14 protein-coding genes are annotated in these 21455 nt (G+C 41.5%); 6 read left to right on the plus strand and 8 right to left on the minus strand.

Annotation, left to right across the window (positions count from 1 at the left end):
• The first annotated feature begins 25 nt into the window (after positions 1–25).
• The 3 genes from BLQ57_RS07910 (at position 26) to BLQ57_RS07920 (ending at position 4203) form a co-directional block, all read left to right on the plus strand.
• Positions 26–2326 (plus strand): T9SS type A sorting domain-containing protein, encoded by a 2301-nt coding sequence (locus BLQ57_RS07910; RefSeq protein ID WP_087938719.1) that lies wholly within the window; start codon positions 26–28, stop codon positions 2324–2326.
• Positions 2327–2410: 84 nt separating this feature from the next.
• Entirely contained in the window at positions 2411–3724 is a 1314-nt protein-coding gene (locus BLQ57_RS07915) for a gluconate:H+ symporter (RefSeq protein ID WP_087938718.1), read from the plus strand.
• Positions 3725–3735: 11 nt separating this feature from the next.
• On the plus strand, positions 3736–4203 hold the full coding sequence (locus BLQ57_RS07920) for a RidA family protein (RefSeq protein ID WP_087938717.1): 468 nt from the start codon (positions 3736–3738) through the stop codon (positions 4201–4203).
• 2 nt (positions 4204–4205) lie between these two features.
• Here BLQ57_RS07920 and BLQ57_RS07925 read toward each other — a convergent pair whose 3' ends face one another.
• From BLQ57_RS07925 to BLQ57_RS07955, 7 genes are all read right to left on the minus strand, one after another.
• Positions 4206–5600 (minus strand): MltF family protein, encoded by a 1395-nt coding sequence (locus BLQ57_RS07925; protein ID WP_087938716.1) that lies wholly within the window; start codon positions 5598–5600, stop codon positions 4206–4208.
• 127 nt (positions 5601–5727) lie between these two features.
• A complete protein-coding gene (locus BLQ57_RS07930; RefSeq protein WP_087938715.1) occupies positions 5728–7068 on the minus strand; it encodes a TolC family protein in 1341 nt (446 codons plus the stop codon).
• Positions 7068–10130: an efflux RND transporter permease subunit gene (locus BLQ57_RS07935; protein WP_087938714.1), complete on the minus strand. Its 3063-nt coding sequence runs from the start codon at positions 10128–10130 to the stop codon at positions 7068–7070. The genes BLQ57_RS07930 and BLQ57_RS07935 overlap by 1 nt, the downstream gene beginning before the upstream one ends.
• A 1-nt stretch (position 10131) precedes the next feature.
• The gene (locus BLQ57_RS07940; RefSeq protein WP_087938713.1) at positions 10132–11214 is read right to left on the minus strand and encodes an efflux RND transporter periplasmic adaptor subunit; all 1083 of its coding nucleotides are present in this window, start codon (positions 11212–11214) and stop codon (positions 10132–10134) included.
• A gap of 21 nt (positions 11215–11235) precedes the next feature.
• Positions 11236–12018: an alpha/beta fold hydrolase gene (locus BLQ57_RS07945; protein ID WP_087938712.1), complete on the minus strand. Its 783-nt coding sequence runs from the start codon at positions 12016–12018 to the stop codon at positions 11236–11238.
• A 185-nt stretch (positions 12019–12203) separates the two neighbouring features.
• Positions 12204–13271, minus strand: coding sequence for a DUF481 domain-containing protein (locus tag BLQ57_RS07950; RefSeq protein WP_087938711.1), 1068 nt, complete (start codon positions 13269–13271; stop codon positions 12204–12206).
• A gap of 76 nt (positions 13272–13347) precedes the next feature.
• Positions 13348–16617, minus strand: a complete 3270-nt coding sequence (locus BLQ57_RS07955) for a TonB-dependent receptor (RefSeq protein ID WP_087938820.1) — start codon at positions 16615–16617, stop codon at positions 13348–13350.
• A gap of 343 nt (positions 16618–16960) precedes the next feature.
• Between BLQ57_RS07955 and BLQ57_RS07960 the strand changes: the two genes are divergently transcribed.
• Complete coding sequence (locus BLQ57_RS07960) at positions 16961–17650, plus strand: lysoplasmalogenase (RefSeq protein WP_087938710.1); 690 nt, start codon at positions 16961–16963, stop codon at positions 17648–17650.
• Positions 17651–17677: 27 nt separating this feature from the next.
• On the opposite strand, the gene aspS is transcribed toward BLQ57_RS07960, so the two are convergent.
• Positions 17678–19432, minus strand: coding sequence for an aspartate--tRNA ligase (gene aspS, locus BLQ57_RS07965; protein WP_087938709.1), 1755 nt, complete (start codon positions 19430–19432; stop codon positions 17678–17680).
• Positions 19433–19728: 296 nt separating this feature from the next.
• Here aspS and BLQ57_RS07975 point away from each other — a divergent pair, with 296 nt between their 5' ends.
• The gene (locus BLQ57_RS07975) at positions 19729–21039 is read left to right on the plus strand and encodes a peptidoglycan DD-metalloendopeptidase family protein (RefSeq protein WP_087938707.1); all 1311 of its coding nucleotides are present in this window, start codon (positions 19729–19731) and stop codon (positions 21037–21039) included.
• Positions 21040–21231: 192 nt separating this feature from the next.
• Positions 21232–21455, plus strand: a 224-nt coding sequence (locus BLQ57_RS07980) for a transposase (protein WP_139162690.1), incomplete at its 3' end; no start/stop codon positions are given.

The following is a 21455-nucleotide window of genomic DNA, read 5'->3' on the forward strand; positions in this document are numbered from 1 at the left end:
TGTCCTTTTTTAAACTGTCAAAACGATGAAAGATCGAGACAAATTGTTTGACTACTTAGCACTTTTTGAGAGCCGAATATACAGGATATTGTCGGCAATAGGATTATTTTGCCTTCTGACAAGCTATGTATTCTCTCAAGAAATAGGAGCCTACAGAACGGTTGGAAGCGGAGATTTCCAAAATCTTACAATATGGGAGGTTTTCGATGGTTTCATTTGGAATGCTGCAGCTAACTCACCAAATCAGACCAATGACATTTACATCGATCAAACGCATACACTGAGCCTTAGTCAAAATGAAGCTGTCAAAAGTGTATTTATCAATGCTGAGGCTGGAGCTGGGCAGAAATTGAATTTGAATGGATTTAACCTTGATATTTACGGTACTCTGCAGGCTTTTAACGGCGCAGCTCCAGGCACTCCCATAGGAGCTTGGAATAGTCAAAACTGGATAGGAAACTCAACCACAAGTACGCTGACTTTTAGAGGAAATTCCAGAACAATTATTCCATTAGACGCATGGAGCGGATTCAGTACAAATAGTCGGTATGCTGTAATTTTTGACCCCGGCCCAGGAGTAGAGCTTAGAATCCAAGAGGCATTCAAAGCATTGAGTTTTACGATACGGTCAGGCACTGTCATCCAAGAGCTCGACACCAGCGTCATTCCTAACAATTGTCCTACACTTTCTTTCAACACAGAAACAACGGTCTACGGACCAGGACCATTTGGTGAGTTGATAATTGAAGATGGAGCCACCTTTATCACAAATTGCAATGATGACATTAGCTTCCGGTCAGGCACCGTTAGTTCTAACTCTTTTGACCTTCGACAAGGAGGTACGCTGATTTTAGAAGGAGAAAACCCTTTAATTGAAGCAGCTTCGATTCAATTAAACGGCACCGTAATTCACCGGAGCGGAAGCTCAACGAAAAATTTTCTTTCTAAAAGCTTTACCGATGCCGCCACTCCTCAATCCATCAGAAACCTGATTTTAGAAGGTAATGAAGACTTAATACTCCCTAGTAATTTAATTATCTCGGGAAACTTAATCCAATCCGGTACTGGAGAATTTCTTTCTGAATTTTCTCATTTACAATTCTTGGGAGCTACAGATCAACTGGTCCAAAACTTTTCCCTCGAAACTCGAGACCTTACCTTAAATAAAATGGCAGGAGAACTTATAGTCGATGAAGATTTGAGAATCCTTCAAAATCTAAATTTGATTGAGGGAAGTTTAAATCTGGCGGGCAATGAGCTTCATGTCAATCTTGATGGAAGTGGAGAAATCAATTACCTGGGAGGAAGCTGGAAAAATATTTCTCTTTTTACCTATCACAATACTCCTACCGTTCTGGACGCTATCAATGGGACCTTTCCCTTTGAGGACACCCAAAATGAGGGAATCAGAAAAGTACAGCTCCTAGGTGCTTCTTCAGGGGGTGATTTAAGTATACAATTTTCAGAATTTAAAGGTGCTGACCTCAATGCTGGATTTGATGATTCGGACGGAACCACGATTTTATATAGACTGTATTCCTATTTTGAGTTTTCTGGTTTGAACCCTAGTAGCAACTCCGTAGAATTAAGAATTTCTGCCGATAAATTGATCGTAGATGATGAGGAAGACCTTCGTATTGTGGGTACTGGCTATGCTGCTCCGGGAACTCATCTTATCGGGTTAGACCCGACTGTACTCTGGGCACGAAGAGCTTTGACCTTTGATGAATTAGCAGGGGTAAATTTTACAGTAGGTAGTTTCAGAACACTCACCATCTTACCGATTAACTGGCTAAGCCTTGAGGTAAAAAACAAAGATCAAGGAGCCTTGCTGCAGTGGCAAGTAGCAGAAGATCATCCCGATGGGCACTACAGCATTTTCCGATCCTCCTCCGCCAACTTGAATACTGAAAAACAAATCGGAGAACTTCGTGCAAGTTCAGACGAAGGCAGAAAGGACTATGAATTTTATGATTCATTGGTCAATCCTTCGCTAGATTATTATTACAGAATCAAGTACACGGAACCAGAAAAAGAAGAAAACTGGAGCAAATTGCTTCGATTAGCAGCTTCCTCCACTTCTTCTAGAGTCGAAGTCTATCCCAACCCGTATACACAAGGTGAAATTTTTCTTTCGATACCTGCAAATTGGAATATTGAAAATATTCAGGTGGAAATCCACAAGCTCAAAGGAACCCAAATTTTCAAAGGTTACTTTGATGAGATTCTGGTGACAGAAAAACTAAAGAAACTGAGTCCAGGGATTTATCTTATACGAATTACACATTGGGACCAAAGTGAGGTAATCCGATGGGTTCGCCATTAATCACAGAGATTTGTAAAATCATCAAAGGCTTTCGAAGCAATCCTCCAAATTTTTTATCTTGGAAGCTAAACCCAATCTCAGCCTATGACCTTATTGCTTGTTTTGCTCAGCATCGCCCTATTGGTAGTGCTGATCGTATGGGCCAAACTCAATCCTTTTTTGGCCTTTCTGATCTCCTCCATTACTGCCGGTTTTCTACTGGGATTGCCTCCGGATCAGATAGCCGGCTCAGTCCAAAAAGGGATGGGCGATCTTTTGGGGGATTTAGTGATTGTCATTGTGATGGGTGCCATGCTGGGAAAACTAGTCGCAGAGAGCGGCGCCGCTCAGCGAATTGCCGGCTTTCTGATGAAAATTTTTGGAGAAAAACGCATTACCTGGGCGATGGCACTTACTGGATTGATTGTAGGGATTCCCCTCTTTTATAATGTAGGCTTTGTACTACTCGTACCACTGGCTTTCACGGTTGCCTATCAATACCGCATTTCCGCCGTTTACGTGGGGATTCCCCTTTTGGCAGCATTGTCAGTGACACATGGATTTTTACCCCCTCACCCTTCACCCGCAGCTTTGGTAGCCCAGTTTGGCGCCAATATGGGATTGACTCTCTTCTATGGCTTCATCGTTACTATTCCTACCGTGATCATTGCCGGGCCGTTATTTGCCAAATTATTAAAAAATGTAAAGGCAGAACCCCTAAAAACTTTCCAAGCCGAAATCAAGCCCGAAGACCAATTACCTGGGATCGGAAATAGTCTTTTTACAGCTTTGCTGCCGGTTTTCTTGTTGGTAGGGACGACTGCCCTAAGTCTCCAAGCGGGAGAAAACCTCACCTTTGGGCCCCTGATCAAATTCATCTCCAATCCTGGTGTAGTGATGATTGTCTCGGTACTTTATGCCACCTTTTCTCTGGGGCTTCTGCGTGGTTTTAAAATGAAAGGATTGATGGATCGCTACACCGATGCGACCAAGGATATCGCAATGATCCTCTTGATCGTAGCCGGTGCAGGTGCGCTGAAGCAAATATTTACGGATACTGGAGTCAGTCAGACTATCGCAGAAGGATTAAAGAGCTGGGATGTACATCCCCTTGTGCTCGCCTGGACGATTACGGCAATCATCCGAGTATGTGTCGGATCGGCCACTGTAGCGGGCCTGACCACGGCAGGCATCATCGCCCCACTTGTGACTACCATGAATGTAGACCCGAATCTACTGGTTTTGGCTATTGGCGCAGGCAGCTTGATGTTTTCCCATTTTAATGATGCTGGTTTTTGGATGTACAAGGAGTTTTTCAATGTCAGCATCAAAGACACCATCAAGACCTGGTCAGTCATGGAGACATTAGTTGCTGTGGTGGGCTTGCTGGGCGTATTAATCTTAGATATCTTTATTTAAAAAAAATGACAATGGAATCAGCAGAAAATAATTTCGAAAAATTGGGTCTCAGCTTACCACCTGCACCTAAACCTCTTGGTGTATACAAGCCTTGCTTAATTGATGGAAAATACCTCTACCTCTCTGGGCACGGTACGGTAAAAGATGACGGTACTCTTATTGTAGGACGGATTGGGGTAGATTTAGATATGGAGGCAGGTAAATTAGCCGCTAGGCAGGTAGGACTTGCCATGCTCTCCACCATCAAAAAAAATCTTGGCTCACTCAATCGAGTCAAGCGCGTCATCAAGGTATTGGGGATGGTCAACTGTACCGAAGATTTCGAAAGGCATCCCTATATCATCAATGGATGTAGCGAGTTATTTGCGGCAGTTTGGGGAGAAGAAAACGGCATAGGTGTACGCTCAGCGGTAGGCATGGGATCTTTGCCAGACAATATCCCGGTAGAGGTTGAAGCCATGTTTGAGCTACAGGAGTGAGCTTATGGCGATACCAAGGCCTTATACGATTCAAAAATATTCAGGACATCTTGTACGTACCTAACGGCAAGGTGTCCTTTGGCAAAACCACTCTTTACAATAGGGTCGCGATAAAACTCCGGATTACTTTTTTGCTCCAAGAAGTAAGAAACCTCCTCCCAACTTTGGGTATTGCCTCCGTATTTCATGGTCAGTCTCCAAGCATCTTCTACATGCCCATGTCCTATATTATAGGAGGAAAGAATGAATTTTATCCGTTCATTAGTCTCAGGGACCCGACCCAACCAAAATTTATCCAAATAGCGTAAGTAGCGCACCCCTCCCATGAGTGATTGATCGGGGTCGTTCGGATTGCTTACCCCAAAGCGCTCCAAGGTCACGGGCATGAGTTGAAGCAGGCCCTGAGCACCGGCATAAGAGGTAGCCGTGGTATCAAATCTTGATTCCTTGTAGACCAAAGAAGCCAATAAGCGCCAATCCCATCCCAATTCTTGAGCACCCTGCTGTATGAGCTCATCATATACGGATATTTGATTACCCGCTAAAGATGAAAATGGACTGGTGGATCTAAAGTAACTGTTTTTTGAGTTGAGAAAATATTTAGCATACAGAATGGGAATGAGCTTATTTTTCTCCGAATCCAGCCAATTATTGACAGCTTGCAATAGCTTGGGAGAGTTATCCCTTACTACCCAAGATACATCCTCCGACTGTGTGACGTTCCAGGATATATTCAACCCATCATAGTAAGTCGCATTAGCCTGAGCTATATTTTGATCCGCAATTGTCCACTTGATTTCTCTTTCGACTACTTGGTCAATCAGGGTTTCCTCATGAAGGGGGGATTCCAAAACCGTAAAGTTCACTTGGAGCGAGTCCTTTATTTTACAAAGCTGGGATTTGTACACCGCTCCTTTTCTCACAAAGACGGTATCCGATTCCATGTCTTTCCAACTGGAAATTTTGGGATTATCCAGCGAACCCACCAATACGGTACTGATACTGCCTAGGGGCTGTGTAAATGTGGCAAGTTCTTCTCGCTCTGAACTTTTCTCCAAATTCATGGCGATCAGGTCCACAGTACCTTTGTTCAAAAAATCAAAAGCCTTATCAAGATCAGAGACCAAAACCAGGTTCAGTTGAACACCAAGTTCTTTGGCAAGGTCCTGAAGCAATTCATATTCATAGCCCATTCTTCGGCCACGGTAGATGTAATAGCCAGTGGAATTATTATCCACCGCAGCACGGAGAATACCCCGACTTTTGATTCCTGGAAGGTCCAGTACGTAGGGATCTTCTTTTCTGACTTTATTGAATTGATTCTCCAGAAAGGTACATTGGACCCCAAAAAGAATTAGAATCAACGTAGAGAATAAAATAACGAATGACTTTCGCATGCACTTGGACTAAGTCCGATGGTTCCGAAAGCCTTGATAGTCAAATGGTATGCCAAATAGGGACTTTGACAGAACTTAAAAAATATAAATAGAACGACTTTAATGAATACTCCTTTTATTTTCGATATTAAGGCCTTATGGGAAGATTTTCATAACTATTATTAAAGTAAATTTTCCCGCTAAGTCTCAAAAGCTCTATTTCCTGCTCCTTGATGTTGTAAATAGAAGTAATTAATCTGTCTTCAGCTGTGAGCAAATTAACCTGAGCATCTCTAAGCTCCAGATAAGAAGAAATACCAAGTCTAAACCTTTCTAAGGCAATGTCGGCACTTTCTTTTGCAACTTCATAATTTTTTTTCTCTACTTCAAGAAGGTTTTGATTGGTAAAGTAGGTATTATAAGCCCTTCTGATATCAGATTGGAGTTGGATTTCGTATTGATCGAGCGTGTATTCTTGTACTTTCTGTTGGACACGGGCATTCTGGATTCTTCTGTTTTGGGTCAGGCCACTAAATAAATTAAACGTAATGTTTCCTCCATAATTGAATCCTTTTCGTTGGTTTTGAAGCAAAAAACCTGCAACAGAAGAAGAGGTATTATTTACATAATTGCCATTGAAATTGAGCGTAGGTAGCCGTTGGGCTTGCAACTCTCTCATTTCCAGAAAAGCCACATTTTTTTGTCTCTGATTAACCAGCAAGGTCTTATTTTCAAGGAAGGCATTTTCTTCCAAATCCAGCAGCGTTAACTTCTCACCAATGAGGATAGTATCATTCACTGCAAATTCGGTGTCCGGATCCAAAGCCATAAGCTCATTCAAATTAACCCTGGCATTTTGGATGATCTGTTCTTGTGTTAACAATAAACTTAAATCTGAATTGTAATCAACCTCTGCGGTAAGGAAATCTCTTTTCCCCGCACCTCCCAAGTCGTATTGTGCTTTGGCAATATCCAATCGAGCCTGGCTGAATTCCAAGGTTTTTTTAAGTACCTCGTATCGTTGCAGTTCAAGCACGAGTCGATAGTAGGCAGTGGACAAACCCGCTACCGTATTTTCTACGGCTATTTTGGCTTCCAACTCACTGATTTCTGCAAGCTGCCCCAATCGTTTCATCACCACAAAACTCTCTGGTCTGAAACCATAGATTCCAACCACCGTAAAGTTGGTGTTCTGAGACCTTGCACCATCAATTTGCACAGGCTCAGGATCATTTCGGAATACCTGCTCCACATCCTCCACGCTATAATCACGGGTGTAAACAGCATCTAAAATCGGCATAAAATAATCTCCAATACCAATCTTTTTTTCTCCTTCACGGAGATTGATATTTTCCACCGCAATTCTGACGTCGTAGTTTTTTTCCAAACCAATCTGAATGGCTTTTTCTAAATCCAACGACTCATTATTTTGTGCGAAAATGGTTGTTCCGATGATACTCAACAAGAGTAGTAGGCTAATTTTCTTCATTACGATCTGGCTAATCTTCCTTCCTTAGCAGTAAGATAGGTGTAAATGGCTGGGATAATAAATAAGGTCAATACGGTCGCAAAAGCCAATCCGCCAATTACCGCTGCTCCCATTGGGACTCTGCTCTCCGCTCCAGCTCCTAATCCAAGTGCAATAGGTAAAATACCAAGAATGGTGGAAAGCGAAGTCATCAAAATGGGTCTAAAGCGAGCTACAGCTGCTCCATAAATCGCTTCATGTACGGAAAGACCTTGCGCCTTACGCTGATTGGCAAATTCTACAATCAAGATTCCATTTTTGGTCACCAGTCCTATCAGCATGATAATACCAATCTGTGAGAAAATATTCAAGGTAAAATCAAAGATCCAAAGAGTAAAGAGGGAACCAAAGAGAGCCAATGGAACCGTAAACATAATGGTCAGCGGATCTAAGAAACTCTCAAACTGAGCCGAAAGCACCAAATAAATCAAGACCAAGGCAAAAATGAATGCAAAAACCAAACTGTTTGAAGATTCTCTAAACTCTTTGGAAGGACCTGAAACATCGGTGGTAAAGGACTCATCAAGTACTTCGGAAGCGATCAAGTCCATCTCTTCCAATCCATCTCCAATGGTAAACCCATCGGCTAAATTGGCTGATACTGTAGCTGAAACAAAACGATTGAATCGGTAGAGTTGAGGTGGAGTAGACTTCTCTACCACCGTCACTAAGTTATCCAGCTGCACCAGTTGGCCGTTTTCTGCACGCACGTAAAGCATTCGGAGATTGATTGGCTCATTTCTATCCTCTATCTGCATTTCTCCTACGACCTGATACTGCTTCCCGTTCATGATGAAATAAGCAAATCGCTGTCCAGAATAAGAGAGCTGAAGAGTTCTTGCTATTTCCTGAACAGAGACCCCAATATTTCTGGCTTTCTCTCGATCGATTTCGATTTCCAATTCGGGCTTGGTAAACTTCAAGTTGATATCCGCAAAGATGAACTTATCACTTGCATTCACCGCATCCATAAATGGTGGAATCTTCTCTTTTAATTTTTCTAAAGTAGGCGCCTGCAGCACATACTGCACAGGCAGTCCCCCTCTTCGGTTGCCTATCGATTGCGCCTGAGAGGCAAATGCACGAACGGAGGTATAATCTTTAAGCTTCTCATTGACCATCGAAAAAATCTCCTGCTGTGAACGACTTCGATTCTCTGCATCTGTAAGAATCAGACGAACAAAGCCCGAATTAGTACTCGCTGTACCAAAACCCGGTGAGGTCACAGAGATCAATCCATCGAGTTCTTCTTCCGGCATAGTTTGTTTGAAATCTTGGACCATTTCATCAATGACTCTGTCCATATAGCCGAAAGTTGCCCCTTCCGGACCAGACATATTTATTCTGATCTCTCCTCTATCCTCTACAGGAGCCAATTCTGTAGGGATCTGATTGAATAAATAATAAATCCCAAAACCCATAAATACCACTAATCCAAAGGCCGTCCATCTCACCTTCATAAACTGACTTAGGACTTTATCGTATTGATCATTCAGCCATACAAACACAGGTTCAGTAAGCTCATAAAAGCGATTATGCTTTTCTCTGCGTTTCAAAAACTTCGAACTCAGCATCGGAGTCATTGTCAAGGCCACAAAAGAAGAAATGATAACCGAGCCGGCGACTACGATACCAAACTCCCTGAATAGTCGACCTGTCGTACCGGTCAAGAAAATCACTGGAAGAAATACTGCAGCTAAGGCCACAGTAGTAGCGATAACAGCAAAGAATATTTCCTCGGCTCCTTTTTGAGCTGCTTGTAGTGGTTTTTCTCCTTTCTCAATACGGGCATAGATGTTTTCCAGCACAACAATCGCATCATCGACCACGAGACCGATAGAGAGTACAATTCCTAAAAGAGTCAGTACATTGATCGAGAAATCCATCAGATACATGATGAAAAACACCCCGATCAAGGAAATAGGAATAGTCAGAACAGGAATAAAGGTAGTTCGCCAATCTCGTAGAAAAAGAAAGATAATGGCCACCACCAAAATAAATGCGGTAAGGATTGTCTGTTGTACTTCAGAAATGGAATCTCTGATATATTTGGTCGAGTCAAATCCAATTTCCATTCCTACATCTGCAGGAAGATCTTTCTTGATAAACTCCAGCCTTCTGTAAAATTCATCTACAATTTCAATACTGTTGGAGCCAGGAAGCGGTACCAATACCACTCCCACCATGGGAACTCCGTCTCGCTTGAGTACGGTGCGCTCATTTAAGGCGGAAAGTTCTGCTCTTCCTACATCCTGAAATCTTACAATATTATTTTGATCTTCTTTGATGATCAGGTCATTGAATTCTTGAGGGGTGCTTAATCTACTCTTAGTTCTGACAGAGAGCTCAATGGTCTCCCCCTCTATTCGCCCGGATGGCAATTCTACATTTTCAGACTGTACTTTAGAGAGTACATCCAAAGGAGTGACTCCATAAGAAGCCATCTTGAGCGGATCCATACGGAGTCGAATAGCGTACTCTTTTTCACCCCAAATCTGCACTCTACTGACTCCAGGAATAGTTTGAAGTCGTTCCTTAAACACATTGTTAGCAAGGTCAGAGAGATCCAAAAGGCTTCTTTCGTCGCTCTTAACATTAAGAAAGACAATCGGCTGGGAATCTGCATCGGCCTTGGATACCACAGGAGGATCCGCATCAGGAGGGAGGTTACGCTGAGCACCAGATACTTTATCACGGACGTCATTAGCAGCAGTCTCCAGGTCAGCTCCCACATCGAATTCAACCGTGATACTGCTAGCGCCATCATTACTCGTAGAAGTCAGGGATTTAATCCCTTGGATCCCGTTGATCGCTTCTTCCAAAGGTTCTGTAATCTGCGCTTCGATCACATCGGCATTAGCTCCTACATAGTTGGTCCGCACATTGATCACGGGCGGATCCACACTCGGAAACTCCCTCACCCCTAAAAGTGAAATCCCAATCGCTCCGAATAGAACAATTACCAGTGACATCACTATGGCCAGTACAGGCCTATTGATACTTAAATTTGATAAACTCGCCATCTTAATTGATTTGCGTGTAATTAACGGCCATTCCCGGCCTCGCTTGCAATACCCCAGTAGTCAATACCAGGTCTCCTTCATTCAGCCCACTCACTATCTGAACCTGAGTGTCTGTCCTTTTTCCTATTTCTACCTTCTGCTCTCTTACTTTACTATCTTCACCTACTACATAAACTTTGTAGCCATCGAGTTCGGGGATGATAGATTCAGAAGGAACCAATAATGCATCTTCGGTTTCTCCCAAGACAAAACGGATTCTCACAAACATACCCGGCAAAAATCGTCCTTCTTTATTAGGACTTTGAGCTCTCAGGGTAAGTGTCCGAGTGGCAGCATCGATTTGAGGCTCGTACGCAAATACGACTCCTTCGACCTCCTCTGGCGTTCCATCATTGGAAAAGTAAATCTTTGATCCTACTTCTACCATAGAAGAATACCTCTCAGGAATAGAAAATTCTATCTTGATTGGGTCTAGATTGACTATGCTCGCAATAATATCCGTAGGAGAGATGACACTTCCTTCAGAAACCTGCCGCAGTCCCAATATTCCATTGAATGGCGCTCTGATGATGCGCTTTGCCAGCTGCGCCTCAATCAACTTGATATCGGCCAGTGCAGTATTGTATTGGTTTAGTACGATATCGTATTCCTCTTGGCTGATAGCCTCTCTCTCTAAAAGTTGCTTTTGACGATTTTCCTGTGTTTCAAAAAGTTTTTGCGTGTATTCTAAGCGCTGAAATTGCGCCTGAAGCTCATCGTCATCCAAATACAATACGGGAGTTCCCTTGGTCACATATTGTCCTTCTTTAAATGCCACACGTCTTATAAGGCCTGATACTTCGGGTCGAAGATTTACAGACTCATTGGGAAGAATAGTCCCTGTCATCTGCAATTGATTTTTAAGGACTTCTTTTTGCAGTTTTACCACATTTACTGGAATGGCTTCAGAAGCACCTGGCTGACCTCCGCTTGCGGCAGCTGGACTGTCATTCGTTTTTCTTGAATCCAATCTCGGGTAGAAGAAGGCGAATGCTACTAAAAGAGCAATAATTACCAAGAGAAAGATTTTAGTTTGTTTTTTCATAGAGAAAAGTGCTGAATAGGCTTAGGCTTGATTTTGAATAAATGCCAGTGACAATTGATTAAACTCGTTGGGTCGCTCTACATTCACGACATGTCCACACTGATCCAAAATTTTTAATATTGCATTTTTATGATTTTCGACAATCTTTTTTACTGGTTCTAAGAACATGACATCTTGGTCCCCCATCACATAGAGTGTGGGAATCCCAAGATCTGACTCTTTGAAGTACCGCAGCAGCGGATTGATATCCCGAGTCAATTTAAACCAACGGATAAACTCCTTTTGGCAAAGTTTTTTAGCCTCTCTGACAAAAAGATTCCTAGACTCCGCATGTTGTTTTCTTGGCATGATAATAAAGGCAAAAAGCCGATACAACCACATGTAGGGGATCATTTTCTTAAAGGTATTTCCCAAAAAAACCAACACTCTTGATTTGACGGTAAGCCTAGTCACAGCCCCTGCCATCACTAGGGATTTTACCCTCCATTTTTCCAACTCTGCAAGCTGCCTCGCGATGATGGTCCCTAAAGAAACACCCATAAAATGCGCCGGTGGCATTTTCAAATGATCCAGTACTTCGATGATGTCCTGTGTGACACTTTCGAAAGTATATTCCTTTTTGTAAATCGCTTCTGAGAGATCAGCAGATTTGCCATGCCCTCTCAGGTCAATCAGTAAAAGATTAAAGTGTTGATTGAAATCTTTTAACTGCTTAAACCATACCGCCGAACTCCCACCTGCGCCGTGAATAAACACTACCCACTCTTCACTTGACGGATGTTTGAATTCTTTGTAATACAACATGAAGGCTTAACTCCAAGATCGATTTAAAGGTTCTACAACCACAAACATAAGCAGGTAAATTCGAAGATTGATCTAGAAAAGATACTGAAGGCACATGGCTTCGACCAATGGAAAAAATCAATGATATCTATTGATTCTTTGTGAAACAATACTGAAAGATAACGTATCAGCATCTCAAAACTAAGCTAGAGACTCCATCCTACGGTCGTTTGTATGATATAATCCAGCCTACTAGCAGCCTCCACCGGTTGGTTATCAAAGTTCAAAGTTGTCCCCAAGTTCACATAAAAATCAGATAGAAATTCATATTTGATGTCCAACTTGAAATCTGACCGAAAGCGGCCTCGCTCAGTCAAACTTGGATAAGTACTGAGGTTGGAAAGTAGCTTCAAATCTCCGATATCATAGAGACTCAATTCAGCACCAAAAAAAGACTCTCCCGATCTATTGCCCGGATTATCATCCGAGAATTGTTCATTATTTAAGTTGACACCTACCTGAAAGCCAAAATAAGACTTATTAGTTCTGACTACATATTTACCCACTCCAATTTTATTCCCTACCCTGGACCTGACAAGCTGCGCTGTATTCGACAGAAATGTCAAGTCATATAGCAAGAAATAATCCCTTTGGAGAAAGTAAACATAAGAAAGATTGGCATCGGTACGGCGAACCGCTTCTATTTCCCGCTGATCGGAGCGAAGTCTATTAAATGAAAAACCAAATTTCGAACGATCAGCAAGATAGCCCAGTCTACTTCTCAAGTTGAAAGTTTGAAGCTCATTGGCCTTGGTCAAGCTCCACCCAAAGTCTATGCTTGCCGAGAGTCTGCTCCAAAAACCTTCATCAAGGGTAGTCAAGAAGACAATCTCTTTAATAGGAACAATCACACTGCCAGTGCCTTTTGCACCATCTCTATCTTTTTGCTTTCCTAATCTGATAAGCCACTCCGGATTGTAAAAGTCAATCTTTACTTCGGTATCTGAGACACTGGCGATTTTCCCATTGTAGCGCTTCCCGTCAGACAGGGTGACTAGAAAATTGGCGTTGGACTTAATATAAACCAGCTTTTCCCAGTCTGTTTTGAAATCACTATCCGAATAAGAAGTTTTAACCGTAAGAACTCCTCTTTCCATTTTTTTGACTTCGCCTAGGATTAGATTCTGATTATCGAAAATCAAGGAATCAGTCTGAGAGAAAGCAAGCCCCGACCAAAAACAAAAAGTGAAGATCCCTATCAGTCTTTTAATCATGATCCCATAATTGAACCACTAAAAATAAAAAAAGCACCTCGATTGAGGTGCTTTTTAGTAAATAATTTTGTGAGTATTAGTTGAAGATGTATCTCACACCGACCTGCATTCTCCAAGTATCACCTAGAGAAGTAGAAGTTCTGAAAGTTTCAGTTGGGAACTCAGAAGTTCCAGGTACAGTATTCAATCTGTATACTGGCTGACCAGCATCATTTCTGCCTCGGTAGTTCAACAAGTTGTTCTGGAAAGCAAAACGCTGAATACCCCAGCTAGAGTTAAACATGTTACCAATGTTCAAAATATCAATTGAAAGCTGTAATTTATTTTTGGAATCTTTAGACAACACTAAGTCTTCCGTGATTCTCAAGTCAAATCTGTTCACCCAAGGTCTCAATGCACCATTTCTTTCAGCAATGGAACCTCTGTTGGCACTTAGGTATTCATCCTGATTGATATAAGCATCCAAAGCCTGGGCTTGTTCTGCTGCAGTTACATTTCTACCTCCAAGACTGAATTCTTCAAATACTAATTCATTGGCATTGTTAGGAATATACATCAAACGATTTGAAGCATCTCCAAAATTTCCAGAGTAAGTGTAAGAGAATCTACCTGCATCTGCACCTTCATAGAAGATAGAGATGGTTGTATTATCCGTTTGGTAAGAAAGACTAGAAATCAATCTATTTGGAATATCAAATCCAGCAAATCCTAATTCAGGATCATTTCTGTCAGACTGTACAGTAGCTGGCCACAATGAAATTGCCTGCGAGCCACCTGCTGCGTCAAGATCTCTTGATCTAGAGCGTGTATACGCTATCATAGCAGAGAATCCGTTGTCAAACTGCTTTTGCAATTGAGCGGTGATTGAATAGTAATCTGCTTTTCTTCTTGCATTAGTCAAATAGAAAACGTTTCTGAAATCATCGTCATTGGAGTAGTTGGTACCATTCCAGTAAGGACGCTGATCAGGTCCAGACAATGTTCCATCAGGAGTACGAACAACAGGGTTGTAAGCGATAGGCGTAGTCACATCTCTGTTGAAAATAAATTCAGCAGTACCGATGATTCCAAAAGGAAGGATCTGATCTATCGCCAAGTTAGTTCTCCATACTTGAGGAAGTTTGAAATTCCTGTCAGTAAGGTTCAATTCATTAGAAAGAGACTGACCAGGATTTTCAGGATTTCCAAAAGTCACATCTGGATTGAATTGATAATTTGGTCCCAATAATTCAACCAAATCTTCGCCTTCTTCACCTAGTCCACCACGAACCACACCTGATCCGTTTACCTGATTAGACAACCACACGAAAGGAATACGTCCAGAGAAGATACCCGTACCACCACGTACTTGGGTAGTTCTGTCACCATTCACGTCCCAGTTGAAACCAACTCTTGGAGACCAAAGTGGATTTACTTTAGGGAATTGACTTACATCAGGTCTGATTGTTCCGTCGGGAGTTTCAAAAGTTTTATTCAAATTATCCAACAATTGGTTGGTAGGAATATCAATAGGATAGAAAGGGAAGTCTACTCGAAGACCACCAGTCACTTTCATTCTAGGAGTTACCTGATATTCATCCTGTACATATAAACCGAACTGACCAAAACGAGTTTCGTCAACTGGAGGTGTAGTAGACCCGTCCAAGGCATATCCTTTAGCAAATGCATCTGGGTACACTCCTGGAGTTCTATTGATTACTGCGACTACGAAAGATTGGTAAGAATTGAATCTGTAGAATCCATTGAATACTGGGTTAAAGGCATTTTTGAAAGTCATGTATTCGAAATTCACACCAAACGTGTATGTGTGCTTACCTTTGTAGAGTGATAGGTTATCAGTAAAGTTGAAAATTCTGTTTTCCAACAAGTTACCTACTGTAAACAACTCATTACCCATTGAGAAATAATAAAGCAAATTACCACCTGCATCTGGCTCAAGTACTTCTATGAATGGGAAATTTTGACCGCCTGGTACACCTCTCTTTGGGTCAGTGATTGAAGTATATCCAATATTGATCTGATTGGACATATTTGCTCCAAGTCTGGAGTTGATTTCGCCTACCCAAGACTGTACAGATCTGTCGTTAGTGTAGTTGGCGTTACGGAAGTTCATCGCCTCGATTCCTGTTCTGGAAGTATTTCTGAATCTTGTAGAAATGTATCGAATAGAGTTACCGTTGGTTGGCACGTCTGTAAATGCTGTGTAGTTATTGTAACGTAAAGAAACCTTATGGTTTTCATTCACATTGAAGTCTAGTCTAGCATTGAAACGCTCTTGCTCAGAAGCAAATGCATAATTTTCATAAGGTCCAGTTTCGTAATCGTACAAGGATCTCATTTGATCCCGAACAAAATCCAATTCGGAAGCAGGAACTCTAGACACTGTCAATCCATCAGGAGCTAGACCTGGCCTTGAAGCGACCTTAGTGAAACTAGGGACAGCTTCAGTTTCTTTTTCGTAAGAAACAAAGAAAAACAGTTTGTTTTTGATGATAGGACCACCTACTCTGAAACCGGCAATTTCATTTTTGGAATCACCTACGTTCAATCTGGTGTCATTTACTTTATCACCAATCATTTGATCATTTCTCAAGAAATAATAAGCTGATCCAGTGTATTCGTTTGTACCTGATCTAGTAATGGCATTAACAGACGCACCTGTAAAACCACCTTGTCTCACGTCATAAGGTGCCAAGTTTACCTGAACTTCTTCGATCGCGTCCAAAGAAATTGGATTGGAGCCAGCAAATTGACCTGAACCTAGACCAAAGTTGTTGTTGTAGATGTTACCATCCACCGTGTAGTTGTTAAATCTGCTGCTTGTACCGGCAAATGAAGTACCGTTAGACTGTGGAGTCAATCGGGTAAAATCATTAATACTTCTACTTACAGTAGGTAATGCATTGATACGGTCATTGGTCAAATTCAGACCAGCACCTGTTTTATCTGCATTCATAATTGCATCTTTACTTGCAATTACCTCAATGGCTTCAAGCTCCAAACCATCTGACAAAGTTGCATTCAAGGAGTAAGTCTGTCCCAATCCTAACACAATTCCTTCAAAGGTTCTTTCTTCAAAACCTACAAACGTAATGCGGACGGTGTAAGGTCCACCTACACGCATGTTTGGAAGAACAAATCGCCCTTCTAGATTACTTACGGCCCCATAACGGGTTCCTGATGGCTCGTGGGTAGCTACAATGTTTGCACCAGGAAGTGATTCACCAGAAGCATCGGTGACCAAACCCTGAATGTTACCAGTTGTAACACCCTGTGACATAGCCCAGCCTGTGCTTAGCACGACTAGCATCATTGTCAACAAGTTTCTGAGTAAATTTTGCCTCATAATTTTTGTTTTTGTAAAGTTGGTTTTTGAATAAAATTCGAGGGCAAAGGTAAGCCACATCGAAGGTTTTTTGGGGTACTCTACGTTAAATTTCGAGCCGCTAATTTCACAATTTTTAACAGAAACTTAACATACTTAGCCTAATAAAATTTCTTCCTTCTGGAAAAAATTGCTTTCCGAAATACTTTTAATTTGGTTAAATTTCATTTTTCATAGATTTAATTCCAAAATCATCAAAAATAAGGATTAGGTATTTTAGGAAAAAACAAAATAGTTTTTTGTCTAATTCTAGTTTAAATATCTTTACCAATATATTTACCCAACCAACCAAATATTCTACGTTTTGAAAAAAAAGAACATCCTTTGGCTCTATTTGTTTTTATTTGTAACGATCCTAGATATGGTCTTTTTGATTGAAGGGTATAATTCTTATCGGTTTTTTTCTAAACCCCTGATCTTGGTGAGTTTAATCGCTTATTTTTACCAGATTACCAAGCCTATTTCTTGGACATTATTATCCAAATCAGTCATGGGTGCATTGATTTTCTCACTGCTTGGAGACATTCTTTTACTTTGGGAAAATTTATTTATTTACGGGCTTGGCGCTTTTCTGATTGCTCACATTTGCTACATCATCGCTTTTAAAGTCGCCCAAAAAGTGCCGGGAAGAATTCTTGAGATGAATTTCATCAAACTATTTTTCTATAATTTGCCCATTTACATTGCAGCTGCATTCGTTTTTTACCTGATCAATCCCAATCTTGGCGTTTTAAAATTTCCAGTGATCATCTATATCATTGTAATCGTAAGTATGGTCACCACTGCGAGAGAGCGATTTAAGCGATCCAATCCTGAATCATTTTGGCAGGTTTTTATCGGGGCCATTTTGTTTTTTATATCGGATGGTATCATTGCCATCAATAAATTTTACCTGGAATTTCCAGAGGCTGGAGTTTTGATCATGGGCACGTATACCATCGCGCAGCTTTTGATCGTGATGGGAATTCGGTCCCATTTGATCCAACCCCAATAAAAAAAGAGGCCGGAGCCTCTTTCTATTTTATTTTTTCAGTTGAACTCGAATAGAAAGTTCTTCCAACTGATCCTCCGCAATGCTGCTGGGGGAATCGATCATGACATCTCTTCCGGAATTGTTCTTTGGAAAAGCGATATAATCTCGAATCGAATCCGAACCCCCAAAGATGGCGCAGAGACGGTCAAAGCCAAAGGCAATTCCTCCGTGGGGTGGCGCTCCGTATTCGAAGGCTTCCATCAAAAATCCAAATTGCTTCTGGGCTTCCTCTTCAGAAAATCCTAAGTGCTTAAACATCAACTGCTGGGTAGGTCGATCATGAATACGAATAGATCCTCCGCCGATTTCTACTCCATTGATTACCAAATCATAGGCATTTGCTCTTACTGCTCCAGGGTTGGTTTCCAATAGTGGAATATCCTCACGCTTTGGCGAGGTGAAGGGATGGTGCATAGCATGGAATCGCTCTGTCTCCTCATCCCATTCCAAGAGTGGGAAATCCACCACCCAAAGTGGTTTGAATACATTTCTATCTCTCAGTCCAAGCTCTTCACCCATCTTCAGCCGGAGTTCAGAAAGTTGCTTCCGCACTTTTCCTTCCTCACCACTCAAAACAAGCATCAGGTCTCCCGGCTCGGCGTTGAAGGCTTGCGCCCATTGAGTCAAATCCTCCGCCGAATAAAATTTATCCACTGTAGACTTCAGACTGCCATCAGCATTGTACTTTACATAAACAAGGCCCTTTGCCCCTATTTGGGGTCTTTTGACCCATTCGGTCAAGGCGTCCAATTGCTTTCGGGTATATTCTGCTGCTCCCTTGGCGCAGATTCCTACGACCAATTCTGCCGAATCAAAAATTCCAAAACCTTTTCCTTTTGCCAAGTCATTTAATTCCACAAACTTCATATCAAAACGAAGATCGGGCTTATCATTACCGTAAAACTTCATGGCATCAGCATAAGTCATCCGTTTTACTTCTTCCAGCTGAACTCCTTTGACAGTGTTGAAAAGATGCTTGGTCAATCCCTCGAAAGTGGACAAAATATCTTCCTGATCCACAAAGGACATCTCACAGTCAATCTGTGTAAATTCTGGCTGTCTGTCCGCTCTGAGGTCCTCATCTCTGAAGCATTTGACAATCTGAAAATACCGATCAAATCCAGAAACCATCAGCAATTGCTTAAATGTCTGAGGGGATTGTGGCAAAGCATAAAATTCTCCCGGATTCACTCGACTCGGAACCACAAAGTCCCGGGCTCCCTCCGGAGTGGATTTAATCAGAACAGGTGTTTCCACCTCTATGAATTGCTGATCGTCCATATACCTTCGGGTTTCCTGCATCATTCGATGACGAAGTTGCAGTTTTTCCCTCACTACATTTCTTCTCAAATCTAGGTATCGATATTTCATCCGAAGTTCATCTCCTCCATCTGTCTCATCTTCGATGATAAAAGGAGGAACTTTAGCAGCATTCAATACCTGAAGTGAATCTGCCTTGATTTCTATATGTCCAGTAGGAATTTTATCGTTTTTGGAGGTTCGCTCAATTACTTTTCCTGTCGCTTGCACGACAAATTCACGCCCCAGTTGAGAGGCCTTTTCCAAAAGCGCCTTTTCTGTAGACCCTTCCTCGAAAATCAATTGAGTTACTCCATACCGATCACGAAGATCGACCCAAATAAGCCCTCCCTTATTTCTGACCCGCTGAATCCAGCCGGCAAGGGTAACTTCTTGATTAATATGCTCTAGGCGCAATTCGCCACAAGTATGCGTTCTCAGCATGATTTGATATGATTTTTTGGGAGGTCAAAGATAAATAAATGGTAGGGAGTTACCCATGAAACTTTAAAAGATTCGCATAAAATCTAGAGATCTGATAAAAGAAAGTGGACTTTACTTCGTTTTTTTTAAAAGTTTTAAAAATTCTCCCTTTTTGGCTTCTCTTTTTGAGGAAAGTACAAAATCGGTACAAAAATTGAAACAAAGTTGCAGCAAAGGCTGTAATATTTGCAAAAATCACAGTTTTTGACTTGCTTAGACCTAATTCTGAATCACCCATTCAAAACAATACCCCAAATATGAATAAGAAATGGATTGGCCTCATTGCTTTTGTAGCTGTCGTGGCCGCAGTTTTTCTATTTCAAAACCGCCAAAATTCTTCTTCTTCGCCTGAATTAGAAGTACTATCAGAGGCGGATAGTATTGCAGAAGCTATTTCCGATGATGTTTTTCTCTATGGAATCAATGTGACAGGTTTGAATATCGTAGAAGGTACCGTCAACAAAAATCAAACATTGGCCACCATTCTCAGTCCATTTCATGTCCCTTATCAAATAATTGACGCGATCGCAAAAAAGTCAAAGGAGGTTTTTGATGTAAGAGGCATTGCTACCAACAAAAAATTCACAGTTCTTACTTCTGGAGATAGTGTGCCTGCACGATTCTTTATTTACGAACCCAACCCAGCCGAATATGTAGTATTTGATCTGGAGGGATTGGAAATCTACAAAGAAGAAAAACCCGCAGAATATCGTACGAGGGAAGCTGGAGGCATCATCGAAACCTCTCTTTACGTCGATATGGTCAAGCAGGGCATTGGACCGGATTTAATTGACTTGTTTGCTGATCTTTACGGCTGGTCGGTTGATTTTCAGCGTTTGCAGAAAGGCGACAAATTCAAAGTTCAATTTGAGGAAAAATTGATCGATGGAGAAGTAGTCGGAATTACAGACATCAAATTGGCTTATTTTGAGCATATGGGACAACCTTATCATGCTATCCCATTTGAGCAAAATGGAGAAATGAACTTTTTTGACCAAAATGGGGAAAGCTTGAAAAAGGCATTTTTGAGAGATCCTTTGAAATACACCCGAATCAGCTCCAGATACAATCTTCGCAGATTCCACCCTGTCCAAAAGCGGTACAAGGCACACCTTGGGACAGATTATGCTGCGCCCACAGGAACAGACATTCGCTCTGTAGGAGATGGTACCGTCATCGAAGCAAGATATACTTCTGCTAATGGCAACTATGTTAAAATAAAACACAACGGCACCTATACGACTCAATACCTACACATGTCCAAAATCGGAAAAGGAATCAAATCCGGCACGCGGGTCCGTCAAGGACAAGTAATCGGCTATGTAGGTAGTACCGGATTGGCCACAGGGCCACACCTTTGCTTCCGCTTCTGGAAAAACGGGAAACAAGAAGACTGGTTGAAAGAAAAAATCCCTCCTTCCGAACCTATTCTTCCTCAAAATAGAATGGCCTTTGAATCTAAAAAATCAGAAGCCCTTAAGCTTTTAGCTGCCATAGAAGTACTTGGAGAGGCAACTGAACTAATAGCAAAAAAACAAGAATCCCTTTCGCCCTCATCGGGTGAATAGCCTAAAAAACTGATTACCCTGACTTTAATAAAGAAGCTGAATGTCAAATCGATATTCAGCTTCTTTTTTTATCTTATATGAATATCCGCAAAGTCACCAGTAGCCAAATAAGTTCTTTTTGACAGTTGGTGTCAATTGCTTTATTAAGGGTTTAACTCGATTTAAATTAGGTCAAAATAAACGGTTTTGACCATGAATATTATCAATTTCATTAATCGGTTTCCTGACGAGGCTTCCTGTGTTGAATTCATCAAATCACAAAGGATCAAGCAAGGAATCATCTGTAAGAAATGTACTGGAATCAAGCATTATTGGCTTGAAAACAAGCTTTCTTTTCAATGTGCTTCCTGTGGATTTAGAACCAGTATCAAGAGCGGTACAGTGATGCAGAGCAGTAATTTATCGATCAGGACTTG

Source organism: Algoriphagus faecimaris, assembly GCF_900101705.1.
Classification (GTDB): domain Bacteria; phylum Bacteroidota; class Bacteroidia; order Cytophagales; family Cyclobacteriaceae; genus Algoriphagus; species Algoriphagus faecimaris.